The sequence below is a fragment of the Amycolatopsis sp. NBC_01488 genome, assembly GCF_036227105.1.
Lineage (GTDB): Bacteria > Actinomycetota > Actinomycetes > Mycobacteriales > Pseudonocardiaceae > Amycolatopsis.
This window is the reverse complement of the sequence record NZ_CP109434.1, coordinates 2,938,554-2,959,076: the sequence shown is the minus strand read 5'-3', so window position 1 is coordinate 2,959,076 and position 20,523 is coordinate 2,938,554. Positions and strand designations below refer to the sequence as shown.

Annotated in this window: 16 protein-coding genes; 3 read left to right on the top strand and 13 right to left on the bottom strand. The window is 70.9% G+C overall.

Annotated elements, in window-relative coordinates; genetic code table 11:
• Positions 1-36 precede the first annotated feature (36 nt).
• Positions 37-1,695: a hypothetical protein gene (locus tag OG738_RS14345; protein WP_329054311.1), complete on the top strand. Its 1,659-nt coding sequence runs from the start codon at positions 37-39 to the stop codon at positions 1,693-1,695.
• 65 nt (positions 1,696-1,760) lie between these two features.
• Here the strand turns inward: OG738_RS14345 and OG738_RS14340 are convergent, their stop codons facing one another.
• The 9 genes from OG738_RS14340 to topA form a co-directional block, all read right to left on the bottom strand.
• Positions 1,761-2,966, bottom strand: a complete 1,206-nt coding sequence (locus OG738_RS14340) for a DNA polymerase III subunit delta' (protein ID WP_329054310.1) — start codon at positions 2,964-2,966, stop codon at positions 1,761-1,763.
• Positions 2,963-5,134, bottom strand: a complete 2,172-nt coding sequence (locus tag OG738_RS14335) for a bifunctional MFS transporter/dTMP kinase (protein WP_329054309.1) — start codon at positions 5,132-5,134, stop codon at positions 2,963-2,965. The genes OG738_RS14340 and OG738_RS14335 overlap by 4 nt, the downstream gene beginning before the upstream one ends.
• Before the next feature lie 148 nt (positions 5,135-5,282).
• Positions 5,283-5,888 carry a hypothetical protein gene (locus tag OG738_RS14330; protein ID WP_329054308.1) on the bottom strand — a complete coding sequence of 202 codons (606 nt, stop codon included), beginning with the start codon at positions 5,886-5,888 and terminating at the stop codon, positions 5,283-5,285.
• A gap of 444 nt (positions 5,889-6,332) precedes the next feature.
• Positions 6,333-7,124, bottom strand: coding sequence for a hypothetical protein (locus tag OG738_RS14325; RefSeq protein ID WP_329054307.1), 792 nt, complete (start codon positions 7,122-7,124; stop codon positions 6,333-6,335).
• A complete protein-coding gene (locus OG738_RS14320) occupies positions 7,117-7,290 on the bottom strand; it encodes a hypothetical protein (protein ID WP_329054306.1) in 174 nt (57 codons plus the stop codon). Before OG738_RS14320 ends, OG738_RS14325 begins: the two co-directional genes overlap by 8 nt.
• Positions 7,283-7,480, bottom strand: a complete 198-nt coding sequence (locus tag OG738_RS14315; RefSeq protein WP_329054305.1) for a hypothetical protein — start codon at positions 7,478-7,480, stop codon at positions 7,283-7,285. Before OG738_RS14315 ends, OG738_RS14320 begins: the two co-directional genes overlap by 8 nt.
• Positions 7,473-8,264: an ESX secretion-associated protein EspG gene (locus OG738_RS14310; protein WP_329054304.1), complete on the bottom strand. Its 792-nt coding sequence runs from the start codon at positions 8,262-8,264 to the stop codon at positions 7,473-7,475. Before OG738_RS14310 ends, OG738_RS14315 begins: the two co-directional genes overlap by 8 nt.
• 86 nt (positions 8,265-8,350) lie before the next feature.
• Positions 8,351-8,959 (bottom strand): hypothetical protein, encoded by a 609-nt coding sequence (locus OG738_RS14305; protein ID WP_329054303.1) that lies wholly within the window; start codon positions 8,957-8,959, stop codon positions 8,351-8,353.
• A 119-nt stretch (positions 8,960-9,078) separates the two neighbouring features.
• On the bottom strand, positions 9,079-11,952 hold the full coding sequence (gene topA / locus OG738_RS14300; RefSeq protein WP_329054302.1) for a type I DNA topoisomerase: 2,874 nt from the start codon (positions 11,950-11,952) through the stop codon (positions 9,079-9,081).
• Between the two features lie 296 nt (positions 11,953-12,248).
• Here topA and OG738_RS14295 point away from each other — a divergent pair, with 296 nt between their 5' ends.
• A complete protein-coding gene (locus OG738_RS14295) occupies positions 12,249-13,055 on the top strand; it encodes a S1 family peptidase (RefSeq protein WP_329054301.1) in 807 nt (268 codons plus the stop codon).
• 18 nt (positions 13,056-13,073) lie between these two features.
• Here OG738_RS14295 and OG738_RS14290 read toward each other — a convergent pair whose 3' ends face one another.
• The 3 genes from OG738_RS14290 to OG738_RS14280 form a co-directional block, all read right to left on the bottom strand.
• Positions 13,074-13,724 carry a hypothetical protein gene (locus tag OG738_RS14290; RefSeq protein ID WP_329054299.1) on the bottom strand — a complete coding sequence of 217 codons (651 nt, stop codon included), beginning with the start codon at positions 13,722-13,724 and terminating at the stop codon, positions 13,074-13,076.
• 51 nt (positions 13,725-13,775) lie between these two features.
• A complete protein-coding gene (locus tag OG738_RS14285) occupies positions 13,776-14,366 on the bottom strand; it encodes a hypothetical protein (RefSeq protein WP_329054298.1) in 591 nt (196 codons plus the stop codon).
• 149 nt (positions 14,367-14,515) lie between these two features.
• The gene (locus tag OG738_RS14280; RefSeq protein ID WP_329054296.1) at positions 14,516-16,810 is read right to left on the bottom strand and encodes a sodium-translocating pyrophosphatase; all 2,295 of its coding nucleotides are present in this window, start codon (positions 16,808-16,810) and stop codon (positions 14,516-14,518) included.
• A gap of 349 nt (positions 16,811-17,159) precedes the next feature.
• Between OG738_RS14280 and OG738_RS14275 the strand changes: the two genes are divergently transcribed.
• Entirely contained in the window at positions 17,160-19,682 is a 2,523-nt protein-coding gene (locus OG738_RS14275; RefSeq protein WP_329056702.1) for a DEAD/DEAH box helicase, read from the top strand.
• An 85-nt stretch (positions 19,683-19,767) separates the two neighbouring features.
• Here OG738_RS14275 and OG738_RS14270 read toward each other — a convergent pair whose 3' ends face one another.
• Entirely contained in the window at positions 19,768-20,385 is a 618-nt protein-coding gene (locus OG738_RS14270) for a bifunctional DNA primase/polymerase (RefSeq protein WP_329054295.1), read from the bottom strand.
• Between the last annotated feature and the right edge of the window lie 138 nt (positions 20,386-20,523).

The window sequence follows — 20,523 nt, the reverse complement described above, 5'->3', positions numbered from 1 at the left end:
TCAACTCCCGGTCGACCTATCTGGAGGCTCTGGCACATGCGGCGAAGACTGCCCCGTTCGGTGGCCCTGCCGGCGGCTGCGGCGTTGCTCCTGTTCAGCGCGGCGCCGGCGAACGCGGACCCGACCTATCCGACGACGCCGATCCCGCAGCCGGCGAATCCGGGGCAGGCGCCGATCTCGGCGCCGATCGGGCCGCAGCCGCTGGGGCAGGCCGTCGGGGATGCGGGGACCGCGCTCGGCATCATCCGGTTGCTGCCCAACGCCGTGCCGACGAGCACGATCCTGCCCGGGTTCGGGGACACGCTGCCGAAGCAGTCGGCGCTCGAGGCCGGGATGGGCCTGTCGAGCGCGTCGGCGAACTCCGACGCCTACCTGAGCTACGAGAAGGCGATCGCGCAGGCGTCGCCGTTCGGGTTGTCGGTGGGCGGGAACGCGCCGCAGACGCCGGGCAGCGTCGTGCAGACGGCGTTGCCGGACAACCCGCAGCCGATCAGCGGCGGGTTGAACGCGCCGTCGAACCCGCTGCTGAACGTGGGGCTGCTCAACGGGAGCGCGCACGCGCGGTGGAGCCCGACGCTGGGCCCGTGCGTCGACACGATCGCGGACGCGAGCACGTCGGTGGCGAGCCTGTCGCTGCTGAACGTCATCCCGTCGATGCCGAACCTCGGCCTCGACAAGCTCGCGCTGGACCCGAGCACGCTCGCGAAGGGCTTCGACCTGACCAAGGGCCTGCAGAGCCTGGGTGGGCTGTTGCAGGGCGGCGGCCAGACCGCGGCGGACGGCACCGGCTCGCTGCTGAGCCTGCCGAACACGCTGTCGTCGCGTTCGCAGGTGAAGCTGGTCGACGTCGCGGGCTCGAAGAACAAGGCCGTGCAGTCGACGTCGACGTTGCAGGCCGCGGACATCGAGATCCTCAAGGGGACGCCGCTGGCGCTGAGCATCAAGGTCGCCAGCCAGCCGACGCTGAAGGTGACCTCCACCGGCGACGCGAAGACGTCCAAAGTGGAGTACACCGCGCCGGTGCTGACCATCGAGGCGGCCGGCAAGACGCTGTACACGCTGGATGCGGCGCACCCGACGAAGGACATCCCGATCGGGCTGCCGCTGACCGGGCTGAGCGACCAGTTCGGGCAGCTCAACGACATCCCGGTGGTCGGCGGCCTGGTTTCGACGCTGACCAAGGGCATCCAGCAGGTCAGCAACACCACGGGGACCGTGCTGGACCTCGGGGTCCTGCGGCTGAGCATCGCCGGGCTGGACCAGAAGTCGGCGCAGATGACCACGCCGTTCAAGGGCTTCCAGCTGGGTGCGTCGGCGCGGCTGTTCGACCTGCAGCTGCTGCCGACGACCAAGCTGAAGAGCCTGCTGCCCGCCGACCAGGCGAAGAACCTGCCGTCGTCGCTGGCCCAGCTGTCGCTCGGCGAGCAGGTCGCACGGGCCTACGCGCCGACCGGCGGCGTGATCTGCGGGTCGACGTTGACGCCGCCCGCGGGCGGCCAGGCGCCGAAGGGGCCGGTGAAGAACCTCGCCTACACCGGCGGCGCGTACGACACGGTGCCGCTGTTCTGGTCGGGCACGGCGATGCTGCTGCTGGGCGTGGTGATGGTGGCCGCGATGCCGGGCACGCGACGCCGTCCGCTGGCCGTGGCGGTCGAGCCGAAGCCGTTCAAGCCGTCACCGCGTCCGCGCAAGTGAACCGGACGCCCCGGGGGCAGTGAAGAACCCGCCAGGAGCCACGCTCCTGGCGGGTTCTTTGTGCGTCAGCCTTGGCGGAGCGTCGTGACCATCGCCTCGACGGCAATGCGGGGCTTCACGTTCAGGTCGATGGCCTCGCGGCATTCCAGCACGGCCTCGAGGCGGCGAAGCGTCGATTCCGGCGTCCACGCCTGCGCTGCCTCACGGATCTGGTCAGCGTGGTCGGGGTGGTTGAGCGTCGCGCCGGAGCGGGTGGTCGTCACCAGGACGTCGCGGTAGAAGCCGGCCAGGTCGATCAGGGACAGGTCGAGCGTGTCGCGCTGGGTGCGCGTCGCGCGGGACTTCTGCTTCTTCTCGAGCTGCTTGACCGCCGCTTCGGCGGCCCGCTTCGCGCCGGCGACGCCCTTGCCGATGCCGTCGCCGCCCATCGCCGTCCGCAGCTCGTTGCGCTCGTCCTCGTCGCGGCCCTTACTCGCCTCGCCCGCGTCGGCCTCCGCCGCGCTGATCAGCTGGTCGGCGCAGGTGAAGACGTCACCGGGCCGGCGCAGTCCGAGCGGGATCCGCAGCACGGTCGCCCGCCGCTGGCGCGCGGCCTCGTCGGTGGCGAGGCGGCGCGCGCGGCCGACGTGGCCGCCGCACACCGACGCCGCCCACTGTGCGCGCTCCGGATCGACGTGGTCACGGCGCATCAGGACGTCCGCGATCGCCTCCGGCGGCGGCGTCCGCAGTGTCACCAGGCGGCAGCGCGAGCGGATCGTCACCGAAACGTCCTCGGGGTGGTCCGACGGCGCGCAGAGCAGGAAGACCGTGCGCTCCGGCGGCTCCTCGACGGCCTTCAGCAGCGCGTTCGACGCGCCTTCGGTGAGCCTGTCGGCGTCTTCGATGATCACGACCTGCCAGTGGCCGGTGGTCGGGCGGCGCGCGGCCGCCTGCACCAGCGCGCGCATCTCGGCGACCGAGATCGACAGGCCTTCCGGCACCACGAGCCGGACGTCGGCGTGGGTGCCCGCCATCGTCGTGTGGCAGCCAGGGCAGGCGTCGCAGCCGGTGCCGGTGCTGCACTGCAGGGCCGCGGCGAACGTCCGCGCGGCCACCGACCGGCCGGACCCGGGCGGCCCGGTGAGCAGCCACGCGTGCGTCATCGCGCCGGGCGGCGCGGGCTCGCCGGCGACGATCTTCGCCGCGGCCGCCGCGGCCGAGGCCAGCGTTTCGACCGCGGGCCCCTGGCCGACCAGCTGGTTCCAGACGCCGATGCGTTCGGTCGTCGTCACTTCGCCTCCACGCGAGGCTCTTCCGGGGTCGCGGCGGGCAGCGGGTCGTCGATGTCCAGCGGCAGGGTCGACGGCCGGTCGGTCGTCGGTCCTTCGGTGGTCGCCGGGTCTTCGTTGGTCGGCGCGTCGGCCGCCGGGGCCAGCGCGGACAGACGGCCGACGAACACGGCGCGCAGCGCGGTGCGGATGCGCCGGGCGACCTCGGTGTCGGTGCCGTCGGCGTCGATCACGACGTAGCGTTCCGGGTCGGCCGCGGCCATCTCGGTGAGCAGGTGCTGGACGCGCCACTGGTCGTTCATCGTGGTCGACCGGTCGCGCGGCGCGCCGTGCGGGGCGGAGTCCAGCAGGACGGTCAGGTCCGGCCGCAGCCGCCCGGTCGCCCAGTCGGCGAGGCCTTCGAGTTCGTCGCTGTCCAGGCCGGCGACGGCCGAGAGGTGCGCCAGCGGCGAGTCGACGAACCGCTCCATCACCACGACCGAACCGGCGTCGAGCGCCGGCTGCACGTGGCGCTCGACGATGTCGGCCCGCACCGCGGCGGCGGCCAGGGCCTGGGCCCGCGCGCCGGTCAGCGAAGCGCCGGAGACGAGCGCGGTGAGCCGCTGGTCGTCGAGCGCCGGGTCGGCGGCGACCACGACCGGCCGGGTGCCGCCCCGCATCCAGTCGGCCAGGTTGACGGCCTGGATCGCGGTGTTGATCGCGGTGGTGCCCTCGACGGCGATGAGGAAGCCGTTGACGCGCCGCGGCGTGCGGCGCAGCGCGTTGCGCAGGTCCGACAGGATCGGCTCGGTGCGCTTGTCGTCCATCTGCCGGTAGGCGAAGAGGCCGGCGACCAGCGCGATCGCGGCGCCGGCGAGCATGATCGGCCGGGTGCCGTCGATCGTGACCGGGCTGCCCCAGACGTTGATCGTGTGCGGCGCCACCACGCCGACCAGGACCGGCACGGTGACCGTCGTGCCGAACAGCACCAGCTTCATCATCAGCTGGTAGATCGCGTTGATCCGGCCGCGGATCGCGTCCTCGACCCGCGAGCCGATGATCGTGACGCCGGTGAGGAACGCCGTCCCGGCCCAGAAGCCGACCAGGACCACGGTGATGAGCGAGATCGACAGGTGCGGCGACAAGGCCACCAGCGCGAGCGAGAGCCCGGCCGCGATGATGGAGACGCCGAACAGCCGATCGTGCGGGAGCCGCCGGGAGAGCCTGGGCCCGAACGCCATCCCGGAGGCCAGGCCGAGGAAGACGGCCAGGACGAGCAGGCTGAACGCCGAGTCACCGGCCAGCAGGCTCGAGGAGTACGGCTTGGCCGAGCCGATCACGGCGCCACCGGCGGCGAACGCGCCGAACGCGCCCACCAGCAGGCCGCGCACGAGCGGCGTGCTGCGGATGAACCGGAAGCCGTCGGCGATCATCGCGCCGACGCCGAGCTTCTCTTCGTCGGCCGCCTTGACCTTCTGCTCCGGCAGCGCGTGGACGTTGCGCAGCGACAGCTCGGGGATGCGGGTGGCGATGATGATCGCGCTGGCCAGGTAGAGCAGGCCGGTGATGATGACGACCAGCTTCGCGATGCTGAGACTCGCGTTGTCGCCGGAGAACAGGTGGAAGGTGGTGTTGACCCCGGTGAGGATGGCGTTCGCGCCGGCCGCGGTGATGACGGCGAGGCCGTAGGTCATCACCATGCCGAGCTGGTTGGCCGTCTCGACCTGGTCCGGGCGGCGGAGCAGGTTGGGGACCGCCGCCTCTTTCGAGGGGATCCACATGCTCGCCGCGCTGCCGACCAGGAAGTTGCCGACCAGCAGCCACCACGGCGCGCTGACGAAGGCGATGGACAGCAGGAACCCGCAGCGCAGCAGGTCGGCGACCACCATGACCTTGCGGCGGTCGAACCGGTCCGCGAGCAGCCCGCCGACCGGGGCGAACAGCAGCCCCGGCGCGAGGCCGGTCAGCACGACGCCGACGAAGGCGAAGTTCTGCGCGAAGTAGTTGTTCGTCAGCTTCGTGGCCAGCCCGGTGAGGGCGAGGATGTTCAGCCAGTCGGCCACGCTGCACAGGTACGTGACGCCCCAGAGGCGCCGGAACGGTTTGATCGCCAGTACCCGCCGGACCCGGTTGATCGTGGACGCCTCGGCGCCCGACGACCTACCCGGGCCGGCCCCGGGTACCGATCGCACGCCCTCGCTGATACGCCCACCCCACTAGTCACCGCGGTGCCGGACGTCCCCGTGAGGTCGCCCGACCGTGAAGTCAGGGTAGCCCGATCGGCCCCTGCCTCGCGGACGGCCCCGAGGTGCCGATGGGGTGGGGAACAGCGAGCGAGCGCTAGTCGAACAGACCGGTCACGCTGCTGACCAGGCTGGAGACCAGCTCGATGGCGACGAAACCGAACACGATCAGCAACGTCACGGCGAGCATGACCCCCGCCGCACTCGACGACGGCCGGTTGAACGCCGGCATCGACACCGACGGCAGCCGCCGCCGCTTGACGGGTACCACCTCGAGGTCTTCGTCGAAGTCGGCGTCCTCGGGCGGCGCCTGCCGCGCGGGCCGTTGCAGTGGCGGCCGGTCCGGCCAGGTGCGCCGCCGGTTCCGCTGCCGCGGAAGCACTCCCAGCGGCGGCGCCACGACCTCGCCGAGGCCGCCGGTCGTGCCGGCCGGCGGGATCGCCTTCGGGGTCTGGGTGTCGTCCTCCCGGAGGGTCTCCTCGACCATCCGCCGCACGGCTTCCTCGTCGTGCGGCACGGGCCCAGCCACCCGGAAGGCGGCGGGCTCGTGGCCATTGGCGACCGCCGGACGTGGCTCGGGGGCCGCCGTGACCAGTCCCGAGACGGGGTCGGCGAACATTTCGCCGGGGGCTTCGGACAAAGTGCCGTCGCGCTGAGTGAGCTCGGGGGCATTGAAGAAGGGAGCCTCACCGTTCGCGCTCATGGTGACCACCTCACTACTGAATGTCCTCGCCTTTCCAGGGTAGCGACGATGGCGGATAACGCATCCGCCCAATGGCTCTGTCTGCATTGGAGGGTTCGTCACGCAGCGCAAGCCCACGCCCGAACCCCCTGCAGTGTCCAGTCCACCGGTGGTTCGGTCGACCACCAATGGTGACGGATCGTAGTGAGTCCGGTCACAGGACCTTCGCACGGGGACTGGCCCGTGGCTGGCCTTTGGCGACCAGTTCGCCGGTTCGCGGCCGACTCGGGGACGGGTTTTCCCCGCGGTGGCCGGGTGGGCTCGTCGGCGCGGTCCAGCGACCCGCGGCGGATTCGCGTCCGGCGGCCTCCGGCGCTGGGACGGTGACGCAGGCCCGGGTCGTACGACCGCGCCACCGAACTGCCCGGTGCCGCGCGGCCGGAACGCTCAGCGGCGTCTCTCCTCTCAGGGAACCTCCTCTTGGCCAAGGTCGACCATCTTCCGGCACCAGTCGCGAAGCATTCCGCGGCTGAAGGGGCTCAGGACCAGCTGGCGGCGGCCGTCACCGCGGTCGAGGGCCGCCAGGGCGAAGCGGCCCAGGTCCGTGTCCACCAGGACGAACCCGTGGTCCGGGAACTCCGCGCACAGGCCGCCGAAGGCGAGCATGTCCAGTACCGCCGTTCCGGATCGGGGCCTGGCCAGCAGCTCGCGCATCGCGCCCACGTCGGCGTCCTGGCCGTCGTGGACGAGGCCGTCGTCGTCCACCGACAGCCAGATCGCCCGGGGCGACGCGCCGAACGGAGCCTCCGGCAGCTCCGCCACCAGCATCTCCGGCAGTTCCTCGAAGTCGGCCAGGTGGATCGCCGTGCGGCCGGGAAGCGAGCCCATCATGAACGCCCGCTCGCCGTCCGCGTAGCAGCGGATGTCCGCCGTCTCCGGCCCTTCGTCGAAGACTCCGCACAGCGCCGCCCGGACCGAACCGCGCAGCATCAGCGACACCACCTCGAAGCCGACCTCGTTCAGCTCACCGTCTTCGCCGAACGGCGTGCCGTCGATCCAGGCGGCCCACGCCGTGTGCCGCTCGATCTCCTCCACCAGGTCCGCGGGGTCGTCCGAGACCGGACCGTGGACGAGGATGTCGTGGTCGCTGACCTCCGGGTTGTAGAGCCGGTCGACCGGATCGCGGTCCGGCATCGCGGCCAGCACCGGGCCCGCGGCCAGCTCGAGCAGCTCCCGGGCCGCCGTGCGATCAGCCATGCCGCCACCTCTCACCCGCACCGAGCGACGACCCGCAGCCCTGCTCGGCCACCGTGGCACTCCTCGGGATCGGCACGTCACTGATCAGCTCCGCCGCAGCCAGGATCGCCTCGCGAACCGCCAAGCCTCTCCCGCCCACCCCCTCCGGTGGCACCTGCTCAGCCATGCCGCCTCCTCTCGCTCGCGTCCGCCTCGGCCGCCGAGGGCGCGGCCGGGCGGCGCTGCTCCGGGACGCCGCTGTTCAGCTCGGCCGCAGCCAGGATCGCCTCGCGGACCGTCAGGTCCCTGGGGGCCGCCGCGACCACTCGGTCCACTCCCTCGCCGGTCGTTGTGTGGACTGCCGCGTGCTCAGGCATGGCTCTGCACCGCCTCGACGATCCACTGCTCGGCCGTGCTGCGCGAGGCCGGACCCCACGTGACCGTCCAGCGCCCGTTGCGGCCTACCGCCGCACTGAACTGGTAGCGGCCCAGGTCGTTGTCCACCAGCCCGAACGCGCCGTGCGGGTACTCGGCCAGGATCGCGTCGCGCACCGCGAGGTCGACCAGCACCGTGCCCAGCCGCGGCCGGGCCGCGCACTCGCGGATCAGCTCCACCGCCCGCTCGCACCGGCGCGGGATCAGGCCACCCTCGTCGGTCTCGATGCGCAGGTGCGGCCCGGGGCCTGGCGGCCGGTCGGGCAGGCCGTCGAACACCCAGCCCGGCAGCTCGCTCAGGAACCCGGACCGCAGCCGCGCGCGGTTGCCCAGCTTGTGCAGCACCGTGGTGTAGTCCTCGTCGCCGAAGAACCGCACCTCCCACGGCTCCCGCCGCGCCGGGAAGACGCCGGTGACCACGCCGCGGATGAAGCCGCCGCGCAGCGCCCGGTAGAGTCCGACAGCCTCGGCCGTGACCTCGCCACCCGGGGCGAGACCGATCGCGGACATCCCGGCGACGAACCGCGTGTACTGCTCCACCTCGTCGGCGAGGCTCCGCGCGGGCGCGCAGCGGCGACCGGGCAGCGGTTCGGTGTCCGCCAGCACCGGCGGGATCTCGAACTCGGGGTCGTAGAACTCCATCACCGAGGGCCGCTCCGGCACCTCGGCCGACAGCGGGGCGATGACCTCGTCGATGACGTCGAAGACGGCGACTGAAGTGTTCACCCCTAGATTGAACACCCTGGCACCGACAATTTCTCGCACATATGTTCGACCGGGTGACACTGTTCGGTGAGCGGTCGGCGAGCGGCTCAGGCATGCTCCGGCACCCGCCCCTCGACGAACTCCGCCAGCCTCGCCACGCTCCCGGGCAGCCACCAGAACCGGCGATGGCCGCCCCGGCGTCTGCCCAGCGCCGCCAGATGCCGGCCGCGGTCGTCGTCGACGACCGCCAGCATCTCCCACGGCTGCCGTGCGCCGTCGCGGACGATGTCGAGTTGCACGGTGCCGAGCCGTGGCCGGCGCAAGTCCTCCATCAGGTCGAAGAGCAGGCACTCCTGCTCGGGCTCGAGCACTCCGCGCTCGTCGGCGTCGAGGTACAGCCCCTCGCCCGGCGCCGGTGGGACCGGCGGGAGCCGCGTGAGCGCCAAGCCGAGGAACTCCGCGACCGAACCCGGCGAGGGCCCGGACAGGCGCAGCCCGTCCCCGGCGACGCCGAACCGCGTCCGGTCGTCGAAGAACGCCGAGGTCCACGGCTCGTCGAACATCGCGACGGCCACGCCGCAGACGCCGCCACTGCCGCCGAAGCCGGGGAGCGACTCGATCAGGTCCACGGCAGTGGAGCTGCCGGCGGCCGCCGCGCGGACGGGCTTGAGGATCTTGGTGGTCACCGTGTGCACGGTGCGTGGTGTCTTGGTCACGCGTTCATGAAACCCGGGACCACCGACAATTTCCCGAACATCCGTTCGAGATGTCACCCGAAAGCGTGGCCAGACGCCATGAAGGCCCCCGGCGTACCAGGGGCCTTCATGGAGGTGTCTTACTTGGCCTTCGTCGCGGTCGAGCTGCGCTTCGTCGTGGTGGACTTCGCGGCCTTGGCGGTCTTGCTCGTGCCCGCCTTGACCGTCTTCGCCGTCGTCGAAGCCGGCTTGCGCGCCGGCGCCTTCCGCTTCGGCGCCGGGCCCTTCGCCCGCTTCTCCGCCAGCAACTCGGACGCCCGTTCCGAGGTCAGCGACTCGATCTCGTCGCCCTTCCGCAGCGTCGCATTGTACTCGCCGTCGGTCACGTACGGGCCGAAGCGCCCGTCCTTGACCACCATCGGCTTCTTCGACACCGGGTCCTCGCCGAGTTCCTTGAGCGGCGGCTTCGCGGTCGCGGAGCGCCCACGCTGCTTCGGCTCCGCGTAGATCTTCAGCGCTTCTTCGAGCGTGATCGAGAAGAGCTGGTCCTCGGTCGAGAGCGACCGCGAATCCGTGCCCTTCTTCAGGTACGGCCCGTAGCGCCCGTTCTGCGCGGTGATCTCGTCACCGGACTCCGGGTCCTTGCCGACCACGCGCGGCAGCGAAAGCAGCTTCAGCGCGTCGTCCAGCGTGATGGTCTCGATGTCCATCGACTTGAACAGCGAACCCGTACGCGGCTTCGGCGCCTTCGCCTTGGCGGTCTTCTTCTGCGCGGCCGTGGCGTCCTCGGGGATCTCGATCTCCGGCAGCACCTCGGTCACGTACGGCCCGAAGCGGCCTTCCTTCGCGACGATGTCGTGCCCGCTCACCGGGTCGACGCCCAGCGTGCGGCCCTCCTGCGGAGTCGCGAACAGCTTCTCCGCGATCTCCTGCGAGAGCTCGTCCGGCGGCAGGTCCTCGGGCAGGTTCGCCCGCTGCGACTCGCCGTCGACCTCGCGCTCGAGGTACGGCCCGTAGCGGCCGACGCGGACGACGACGGTGTGGCCGTTGGCGTCGCTGAACAGCGGGATCGAGTTGATCTCCCGCGCATCGATGTCCTCGACGCTGCCTTCGACCAGCTTCTTCAGCCCGCCCAGGCGGCCGATCGAGCCGTCGACGCCCATGTCGCCGCCGAAGTAGAACTTCGACAGCCACTGCGCGCGCTGCTCGTCACCGTTGGCGATGCGGTCGAGCTCGTCCTCCATGCCGGCGGTGAAGTCGTAGTCGACGAGCCGCTCGAAGTGCCGTTCCATCAGGCCGATCACGGCGAACGCGACCCACGACGGAACGAGCGCGGAGCCCTTCTTCCAGACGTAGCCGCGGTCCTGGATGGTCTTGATGATCGACGCGTACGTCGACGGGCGGCCGATGCCCAGCTCTTCCAGCTTGCTGACCAGGCTCGGCTCCGAGTACCGCGCCGGCGGCGAGGTCGTGTGACCGTCCGGGTTGAGGTCCGAAGCGGTGAGGTCCTGGTCCTTCTCCAGCACCGGCAGGCGGCTCTGCTTGTCGTCCGCTTCGCCACCGGTCTCGGTGTCGACGGCCTCGACGTACGCCTTCAGGAAGCCCGCGAAGGTGATCGTGCGGCCCGAAGCGGCGAAGGTGCATTCCTCGCCCGAAGTCGCGTTGCCGACGATGCGCACGGACATCGTGGTGCCCTTGGCGTCCGCCATCTGCGACGCGATCGTGCGCTGCCAGATCATCTCGTAGAGGCGGTACTCGTCGGTGTCCAGCTCGCTCGCGACCTGGCCCGGCGTGCGGAAGACCTCGCCCGACGGCCGGATCGCCTCGTGCGCCTCCTGCGCGTTCTTGACCTTGCGCGTGTACTGGCGCGGCGACGGCGAGACGTACTCCTTGCCGTACAGCTGCGTGGCCTGGCTGCGCGCGGCCGAGATCGCCGACTCCGACAGCGTCGTGGAGTCGGTACGCATATAGGTGATGTAGCCGTTCTCGTACAGCTTCTGCGCGATCCGCATCGTGCGCTCCGAGGTGAACCGCATCTTGCGGCCCGCCTCCTGCTGCAGCGTCGAGGTCATGAAGGGCGCGTACGGCTTCCGCGTGTACGGCTTCTCCTCGACGCTCGAAACCTTGAAGTCACGCTGCTTCAGCGCGTCGGCCAGGCGCCGCGCGTCGGCCTCGGCGAGCACGCGGACTTCGTTGTTCGACGCCTTGAGCTGCCCATCCGAACCGAAGTCGCGGCCGGTGGCCAGGCGCGCCCCGTCGACGGCGACGAGCCGGGCGGAGAAGTTTCGCGGCGAAGCTTCCTCTCCCGCGTCCATCGTCGCGGAGATGTCCCAGTAAGACGCCGAGGTGAAGCGCATCCGCTCGCGTTCGCGCTCGACCACGATCCGGGTCGCCACCGACTGCACGCGGCCCGCCGAAAGCTTCGGCATGACCTTCTTCCACAGCACCGGCGAGACCTCGTAGCCGTAGAGGCGGTCGAGGATGCGGCGGGTCTCCTGGGCGTCGACGAGGTCGGCGTCGAGCTCACGGGTCGAGTCGGCGGCCGCGAGGATGGCCTGCTCGGTGACCTCGTGGAAGACCATCCGGCGGACGGGGACCTTCGGCTTGAGCGTCTCGAGCAGGTGCCACGCGATGGCTTCGCCCTCGCGGTCGGGGTCCGTGGCGAGGTAGAGCTCGTCGACGTCCTTGAGCAGGCTCTTGAGCTCGGTCACCTTGGACTTCTTGTCCGGGGTGACCACGTAGAGCGCCTTGAAGCCGTTGTCGACGTCGACGCCGAGGCGCGCCCAGGCCTCGCCCTTGTACTGGGCGGGCACGTCGGCGGCTCCACGCGGCAGGTCGCGGATGTGCCCGACGGAGGACTCGACGACGTAACCGCCGCCCAGGTAGGGGGCGATCTTGCGGGCCTTCGTCGGCGACTCGACGATGACCAGCCGCCGGTGCCCGGCGCCGTTGTCCGCCGAGGCTCCGTTCTTCTTGGTCCGTGCTCCTGCCACGCTGTCCTGCTCTCCGCTCATCTCGTCCCGCCGCCGCGGGACTGCACCGCGTCCCTGCCCAGGGCCCGCGTCTCGACCTGCCAGTGTGCACGCTCTCCCGGCCCGGATGGCGCGGAGGTGACCCAACACGCCGCCGGTCCTGTGTCCAGCGCATCGCCGCTGACCTCGACGATGTTTCCCCAACGTACCTGTCACGTGATTTCGGCCACGTCCCGCGCAGCCTAGCGCGTGACCGTCCGGATACCCTCCGTTCGACGGTGGTGGGCGCGGGACGGCACCGCTTCACTGGTTTCCCCGCCCAGCCGAAAGGATCCGCCATGACCCGACGCCTCCTCGGCGCCCTGCTCACCGCCGCGACCGCCACAGTATTACTGGGGACCGCTCCGGCGAGCGCGGCCACGGCGAACTTCGCCGGCACGGTAGCCCTGTCCAACTGCTCGGGCTCGGTGGTCAAGCCCGCCGCGACGCCCGACACCGCCCCCGCGCTCGTCATGTCCAACGGGCACTGCCTCGAGACCGGCTTCCCCGGCCCCGGCGAGGTCATCACCAACCGGTCGTCCAGCCGGACGTTCACGCTGCTCAACGCGAACGGCGGCAACGCGGGCACGCTGCGGGCGAAGAAGATCGTCTACGGGACGATGACCGACACCGACGTGTCGCTCTACCAGCTCACCACCACCTACGCGCAGATCAAGTCGAGCTACGGGATCTCGCCGCTGGAGCTGTCCAACGCCCACCCCACGGCCGGCGCCGCGATCGACGTCGTCTCGGGCTACTGGAAGCGGATCTACTCCTGCAGCGTCGACGGCTTCGTCTACCGGCTGAAGGAGGGCAGCTGGACCTGGAAGGACTCGATCCGCTACACCTCCGCCTGCCAGACCATCGGGGGCACCTCGGGCTCGCCGATCGTCTCCGGCGGCAAGGTCGTCGGCGTGAACAACACCGGCAACGAGGACGGCCAGCGCTGCACGGAGAACAACCCGTGCGAGGTCGACCAGGCCGGGAACGTCACCGTGCACTACAAGACGAACTACGGCCAGGAGACCTACGGCATTCCCGCCTGCCTCACCGCGGCCAACGAAATCGCCCTCACGCAGGCCGGCTGCACCCTGCCCCGGCCCTGACGCTGTTCTCGCACCCGGTCAGGCCGTGCTCGTCACGGCCTCCGGGTGCGGGACCGGCAGCGGCTCCGCACCCGGCCACGCCGCTTCGGCGCCCGGCGGCGGCTCCCCGATCAGCTCCAGCAGCGCCTCCAACCGGCGTTTCCCGGTGACCTTGACGGCCGGGACCTCGGCTTTCGGGCCGGTCAGCTTCGCTGCGACGCCCAACGGCGTCAGCGCCTCGACCAGCCGCTCGTGCATCCCGGGCGCCAGCGGATCGACGCCCAGCAGGTAACCCTGCGTGCCCGGACGGCCGCCGGCCAGCGCCCACATCCGCAGCATCGCCCCGCTCAACCGGAAGCCGTCCGGCACCGCCTTGCCCGAGTCGTCCTCGACCGGGCCCGCGCAGCCCTCACGCAGCCATCTCAGCGCCAGCGGGAGCAGGTCGACGCGGAACGACGTGCGCACCTGCGGACGGCCGCAGTCGGCCTTCGAGACCTGGGCGTCCGAGCCGCGGCAGCGGAACTCGCGCGCCAGGATGTGTGCCCGCCACGGCTCTTCGACGACCACGGAGAGCCGGGCGGCGGTGCGCCCGAAGCCGGTGATCTGGCCGTGGCAGCACAACAGCCCGGCCAGGTCGCCCAGACCCGGCCCGCTGGCCTCGGCGGAGAAGAGCGAGATCGTCCGATCCACCGCGCTATACTAGAACACAAGTTCGATTCGAGGCGAGCGTCACGCCGATCTTCACCGGGGCGGTTGATCCAGCTGACGGCACGCGGGGGCGCGCTGCTCCGCCGCGGCCAGTGCCGGCACGCCCTTGAGGCCCTTCAGGTAGTCGAGGCCGTCGATGCGGTCGAGCGTGGCCTTGGCCTCGCCGAGAGCCTGCTTGGTGGCCGCCGCGTCGCCGCGGACGGCGTCGATGCGCTCGCGGGCGTTCTCGGCCTGCTCGCGGATGTCGGCGAACTGCCCGATGACGTCCTCGCGGCCGCCATCCGCGGACGGCACCGGGGGCGCGCCGAGCGCGTTCAGCCCGGCCAGGCTCCGGTCGAGGCCCGCGACCACCGAGGAGAGCAGGTCACTGGAGGTCCGGGACGCCTGCTGCGGCGTGCTCGGGTCGACGTTCGGCAGTTCCGCCAGCGCCCGGACCAGGTGCGTCACCGCACCGCAGTAGGCACCCGCCCAGCTCGCTGCGGGATCGGCCGGCGGCACCACGGTCGTCACCGACAGACCCTGGTCCCGCGCCGGCTGCTGCGTGGCGACTTGCTGCCCGCAGGCGGCGAGGCCGATGGTGATCGTCGTGGTCAGGACGGCGAAGACGGTTGACCGCGGCCGCACCTGAACACCTCCTGCTCGACGACGTCCCGGAAGGGCCGACGGTACTGACTCGATGCCGCTTCGCAAGTCGCCGAGCCTGTGTGGGACGACCCGGCACGCCCCGGGCCCGGCACGCGACGCTGCGTGCCGGGCCCAGGGACGAGTGTGCGTCAGGCCTTGATCTCCGTCGGGGTGTCGGACAGGACCGTCCCCCGGCGCTTCGAGACCACGATCGCCGCCACGATGATGGCGACCGCGACCAGCGAGATGATGATGCGGACCGCGGCGTTCTCGTCGGGACCGATCGAGAACTGGACGACGGCGGGCGCGATCAGCACCGAGACCAGGTTCATCACCTTGATCAGCGGGTTGATCGCCGGGCCGGCGGTGTCCTTGAACGGGTCGCCCACGGTGTCACCGATGATGGTGGCCTCGTGCGCCGACGAGCCCTTGCCACCGTGGTTGCCGTCCTCGACCAGCTTCTTCGCGTTGTCCCACGCGCCACCGGAGTTGGCGAGGAAGATCGCCATCAGGGTGCCGCAGGCGATCGCGCCGGCCAGGTAGCCGGCGAGTGCGCCGGTGCCCAGGCCGAAGCCGACCGCGATCGGGGCGAAGACCGCCAGCAGACCCGGCGTCGTCAGCTCACGCAGCGAGTCGCGCGTGACGATGTCGACGACCTTGCCGTACTCCGGGCGGGTGGTGCCCTCCATGATCCCCGGGATGTCGCGGAACTGGCGACGGACCTCGTACACGACCGCACCGGCGGCGCGGGAGACCGCGTTGACGGCCAGACCCGAGAACATGAACACCACGGCCGCACCGATGATCACGCCGACCAGCGTGTTCGGGCTGACGATCGCGTTCACGAACGACTTGGCCGCGTCGACGCCGGTGACGACGCCGTTGCCCATGCCCGCCAGCGTCTTCGTGATCGCGTCCGAGTAGGAGCCGAAGAGCGCGGTCGCCGCGAGGACGGCGGTCGCGATCGCGATGCCCTTGGTGATGGCCTTGGTGGTGTTGCCCACCGCGTCCAGCTCGGTGAGGATCTGCGCGGCCTTCTCGTCGACGTCGCCCGACATCTCGGCGATGCCCTGCGCGTTGTCCGAAACCGGGCCGAAGGTGTCCATCGCGACGATGACGCCGACGGTGGTCAGCAGGCCGGTACCGGCCAGGGCCACGGCGAACAGCGCGACGCCGCCACCGAGGAGGTACGCGCCGAACACGGCCGCGCCGATGACCAGCGCGGTGTAGACGGCGGACTCGAAACCGACCGAGATGCCGGAGAGGATGACGGTCGCGCCGCCGGTCTCCGACGTCTGCGCGACGTCCTTGACCGGCTTGTACTCGGTGCCGGTGTAGTAGCCCGTCAGCTTCAGGATGACCGCGGCGAGCACGATGCCGATGATCACCGCGACGGTCGCGATGACCGCCGGGTTGCCCGAGTTCTCGAAGCCCGCGCCGAAGTCGGAGAAGCTGCTCGGCAGGTACACGAACGCCGCGATCGCCGACAGCACCGCGGAGATGACCGCGGAGATGTAGAAGGAGCGGTTGATCGTGACGAGACCGCCCTCACCGGCGCGTGCCTTGGTGATGTAGACACCGATGACCGCGGTGATGACACCGATGGCCGGCACGATCAGCGGGAAGATCAGGCCGTGCACGCCGAAGGCGGTGCTGCCCAGGATCAGCGCGGCGACCAGCATGACGGCGTAGGACTCGAAGAGGTCCGCGGCCATGCCGGCGCAGTCGCCGACGTTGTCGCCCACGTTGTCCGCGATGGTCGCCGCGTTGCGCGGGTCGTCCTCCGGGATGCCCTGCTCGACCTTGCCGACCAGGTCCGCGCCGACGTCGGCGGCCTTGGTGAAGATGCCGCCGCCGACACGCATGAACATCGCGATCAGCGCGGCGCCGAAGCCGAAGCCCTCGAGCACCTTCGGCGCCTGGCCGGTGTAGACCAGCACGACGACCGCGGCACCGAACAGGCCGAGGCCGACGGTGATCATGCCGACCACGCCACCGGTGCGGAACGCCACGCGCATGGCGACCTCACGGCCGCCTTCCTCGCGCGACGCGGCGGCCACGCGCAGGTTCGCCTGCGTCGCCAGCCACATGCCGAGGTACCCGATCGCGAACGAGAACGCCGCGCCGACCAGGAAGAAGATCGAACGGCCGATCTTCTCGTTCCAGTCGTCGGCGGGAAGTGCGAAGAGCAGGAGGAACACGATCACGCCGAAAATGGCGAGGGTGTTCCGCTGCCGCTTGAGGTAAGCGGCCGCGCCTTCCTGCACCGCCTTGGCGATGTCCTGCATCTTGGCGGTGCCCTGGCCTGCGGCCAGCACCTCCTTGAGCAGGACGTAGCCGATGACGAGTGCGGCAAGCGCGACCACGGCGACTACACCGACAATCGTGTAGCCACCTCCGGAGAGCGTGATGGACCCGCCCTCCGCGAGGAACTGCCGTGACATTCGTCCTCCAGGAGACGTCGCCGTGCGCCAGCGTCGACGGCAGGCCGGGGGTTCGACACGGCCGACGCTGGCATGGACCCTGTACCGAGCGACACGCTAGCCGTGCGGCGATGCACATCTCGCATGACGCTCACCACAGAGGGTGTGGATTGCGGGAGTGTATTGGTATCGCAACCAGCGTCTTCAAGCCGTCCCGGGGACAGCACATTCCGTTACCTTGTGAGCCTCCTCACTTGATCGATCCCTTTGCCCGGATTTCGTTGGGGTGGCGGGCTTCTCCGGAACTGTCGTACCCCTGTGCCAAGCTCGGCGCGTGGACGATTCACGGGGGCGGCGGCTGCTGGGGCGGGTGACCGCCGGCATCCCGCCGCGCGAGGACCCGGTCACGCACGTCGCGGACCTGCCGGGACGCGCCGCGCGGTCCGTGCCGTGGCCGTCGTGGGCCGATCCGGCGGTGGTGGCCGCGCTGCGTGACTGCGGCGTCTCGCTGCCGTGGGCGCACCAGGCGGAGGCGGCCGCGCACGCGTACGCGGGCAGGCACGTCGTGATCTCGACGGGCACGGCGTCGGGCAAGTCGCTGGCCTACCAGCTGCCGGTGCTGTCGCGGCTGGCCGCGGGCGAAAAGGCGAACGCGCTGTACCTGTCACCGACCAAGGCGCTGGGGGCGGACCAGCTGCGGTCCGTGTCCTCTTTGGACGTGCCGGGCGTCCGGGCCGCGTCGTTCGACGGGGACACGCCGATGGTGGAGCGCGACTGGGTGCGCGCGCACGCGAACTGGGTGTTCACCAACCCGGACATGCTGCACCGCGGGATCCTTTCGCAGCACGGGCGGTGGGCGCCGTTCTTCCGGCGGCTCTCTTGCGTGGTGGTCGACGAGTGCCACAGCTACCGCGGTGTCTTCGGCTCGCACGTCGCGTTGTTGCTTCGCCGGCTTCGGCGCGTAGCCGAGCACTACGGCGCTTCGCCGGTGTTCGTGCTCGCTTCGGCAACGACGGCTTCGCCTGCTTCGTTTGCTTCGCGGCTCACCGGGGTTCCGTGTGAGGCGGTGACCGAGGATGCCTCACCGCGCGGCGCACGGACGGTCGTGTTGTGGGAGCCGCCATTGCTCGAAGAGCTGACCGGGGAGAACGGCGCGCCGGTCCGGCGTTCGGCGGGCGCGGAGACGTCCCGGATCCTGGCCGACCTCGTCGTCGAAGGCGCGCGGTCGCTGGCGTTCATCCGGTCGCGGCGGGGCGCGGAGCTGGCCGCGCTGGGAGCGCGTCGCATTCTGTCCGAAGTGGACCCGGCGCTTGCGGAAACCGTTGCGGCATATAGGTCTGGCTACTTGCCCGAGGAGCGTCGCGCGTTGGAGGCGGCGTTGCTGTCGGGTCGGCTGCTGGGCGTCGCGACGACCAACGCCTTGGAGCTCGGCGTCGACATCGCGGGGCTGGACGCCGTGGTGCTGGCCGGCTATCCGGGCACGCTCGCGTCGTTCTGGCAGCAGGCCGGCCGGGCGGGTCGTTCGGGTGATTCGGCGCTGGTGGTGTTCGTCGCGCGGGACGACCCGCTGGACACGTACCTGGTGCACCACCCGGCGGCGCTGCTCGACCGCCCGGTCGAGACGGCGGTGCTCGACCCGGCGAACCCGTACGTGCTGGCGCCGCAACTCGCGTGCGCGGTGGCCGAGCTGCCGCTGACCGTCCCCGAACTGGAGATGTTCGGCGGCGCGGCGGCGCAGGAAGTGCTGACGGAACTGGCGGAGCAGAAGCTGCTCCGGCGCAGGTCGAGCGGCTGGTATTGGACGTCACGGGACAGGCCGCACGCCGAGGTCGGCATCCGCGGAACGGGCGGCGAGCAGATCGCGGTCGTCGAGTCGGACTCCGGGCGGATGCTGGGAACGGTCGACCCGGGATCAGCCTGCTTCGCGGTGCACCCCGGCGCGGTGTACCTGCACCAGGGGTCGTCGTACGTCGTCGACGAACTGGACCTCGACCAGGGCCTGGCGATGGTCCACGCGGAGAACCCGGACTGGACGACGACGCCGCGCGAGATCGTGGACATCGCGGTGCTGAGCACGCAGGAGAAGCAGGAGTTCGGCGGAGTGAGCGTGTGCCTGGGCGAGGTGGCGGTGACCTCCCAGGTGGTCGGCTACCTGCGACGGCGCCCGTCGGGTGAGGTGCTGGATTCGACACCCCTCGACCTGCCGGAGCAGAGCCTGCACACGCGGGCGGTCTGGTACACGATTTCGGCCGAGTTGCTCGGGACCGAGAGCGGGCGGCGTGGTTCGCGGGCTTCGGGTGCCGGTGGTTCGGGTGACTCCGGGACTTCGGGTGGTTCTGGTGTCTTGGCCGGTTCCGCGGCGGGCGGCTCGGGGGTTTCAGGCGATGGCGAGGCGGGGACCGGGGGCCATCGGGTGGGGACCGAATCTGCGGGGCCGGTGGGGACCGGGGAGGAGACCCTGGCGAGCGGTCGGGGGTCCGCTCACGAGGGTGGCAGGGCACCGGGGGGTGCCGGATTGGTTCCGGCACGGGTCCCCGGTGCCCTGCATGCCGCCGAGCACGCGGCGATCGGCCTGCTACCGCTGTTTGCTACGTGCGACCGGTGGGACATCGGCGGGGTGAGTACCGCGTGGCACGAAGACACCGGGGAGGCGACGGTGTTCGTGCATGACGGCCATCCCGGGGGTGCGGGATTTGCCGAACGCGGTTATGCCGCGATTGTCCCGTGGCTGGCCGCAACGCGGGAGGCGATCGTCTCCTGCGAGTGCCCGACGGGATGCCCGTCCTGCGTCCAGTCGCCGAAGTGCGGGAACGGCAACGATCCGCTGGACAAGGCGGGTGCGGTGGCTGTTCTGGAAACCGTGCTCGGGGCGTTGCGTCTACACGGCGCCTAGAACGGCCACTTGGTGGTTCATGGAGTTGTGTCCTGCTCCGCCTCGGCCGGGCTGGGACCGGCCGGCGGCGGTGGTTCGGGGTGGGTCAGGCCGCGGTGGTCTGAACCAGCTGCGGGACCTGCTCGCCGACGAGCGCGCGGGCGAGAACGTCGTGCACCTCGGCGGCGTCGGGGAGCTGCCAGCCGCACACCTCGGGCTTCACGCGCCAGTGCACGACACCGTGCTGGAACGGCGAGGGCGGGAGCGGGATCCAGCTGTCCTTGCCGTGCCACTGGATCGAGGCGACGGAAGCCAGCTCGGCCGGGATGTGGTCGGCGACGGTGGTGAGGAAGAGCCAGCGGCCGTTCGGCATCGCGACGATGGGCGCGGGGTGGCCGAGGGCGCGCAGCAGGCGGCAGGCGCGCTTGCCGAGTTCGTCGTCGACCTCGATGGCGTCGAGCACGGTGCCGGTGGCGACGAGCAGGCTGTGCGTCCGGTCGGAGAACCAGGTGGCGACCTCGTGGGCGTGGGTGCCGATCTGCTCGCGCCAGTGGTCACTGGCCGGGACCGGACGGCGCCAGGTGAGGTCGTCGCCTTCGCCGAGCGGAGCGGGGTCGACGCCCGGGAGCACCGGCCAGCCACGCCAGGCGAGACCGATCGCCTCCGCCCGCAGTTCGATGCGGAAGGCGCCCCGCCAGCTGTCCGGCCAATTCGCGTCCAACATTGTCTTTCCTGCCTTAGGTTCGGTTCTCCGCGACCCGCTAGACCCTGTCGTGGTGTCGCACATCTCACTTAACGGCAAGTTGCACATTGCCCGGAACCCCCACGCGACAACCGGTGGTTACGCGGCGATGAACGCCCA

What these genes read in the sequence shown, in the direction of transcription:
- OG738_RS14345 (WP_329054311.1), top strand. Translation starts at nt 37, where the DNA reads ATGCGGCGAAGACTGCCCCGTTCGGTGGCCCTGCCGGCGGCTGCGGCG.
- OG738_RS14330 (WP_329054308.1), bottom strand. Translation starts at nt 5,888, where the DNA reads ATGAGCGCGAACGGTGAGGCTCCCTTCTTCAATGCCCCCGAGCTCACT.
- OG738_RS14325 (WP_329054307.1), bottom strand. Translation starts at nt 7,124, where the DNA reads ATGGCTGATCGCACGGCGGCCCGGGAGCTGCTCGAGCTGGCCGCGGGC.
- OG738_RS14320 (WP_329054306.1), bottom strand. Translation starts at nt 7,290, where the DNA reads ATGGCTGAGCAGGTGCCACCGGAGGGGGTGGGCGGGAGAGGCTTGGCG.
- OG738_RS14315 (WP_329054305.1), bottom strand. Translation starts at nt 7,480, where the DNA reads ATGCCTGAGCACGCGGCAGTCCACACAACGACCGGCGAGGGAGTGGAC.
- topA (WP_329054302.1), bottom strand. Translation starts at nt 11,952, where the DNA reads ATGAGCGGAGAGCAGGACAGCGTGGCAGGAGCACGGACCAAGAAGAAC.
- OG738_RS14295 (WP_329054301.1), top strand. Translation starts at nt 12,249, where the DNA reads ATGACCCGACGCCTCCTCGGCGCCCTGCTCACCGCCGCGACCGCCACA.
- OG738_RS14280 (WP_329054296.1), bottom strand. Translation starts at nt 16,810, where the DNA reads ATGTCACGGCAGTTCCTCGCGGAGGGCGGGTCCATCACGCTCTCCGGA.
- OG738_RS14270 (WP_329054295.1), bottom strand. Translation starts at nt 20,385, where the DNA reads ATGTTGGACGCGAATTGGCCGGACAGCTGGCGGGGCGCCTTCCGCATC.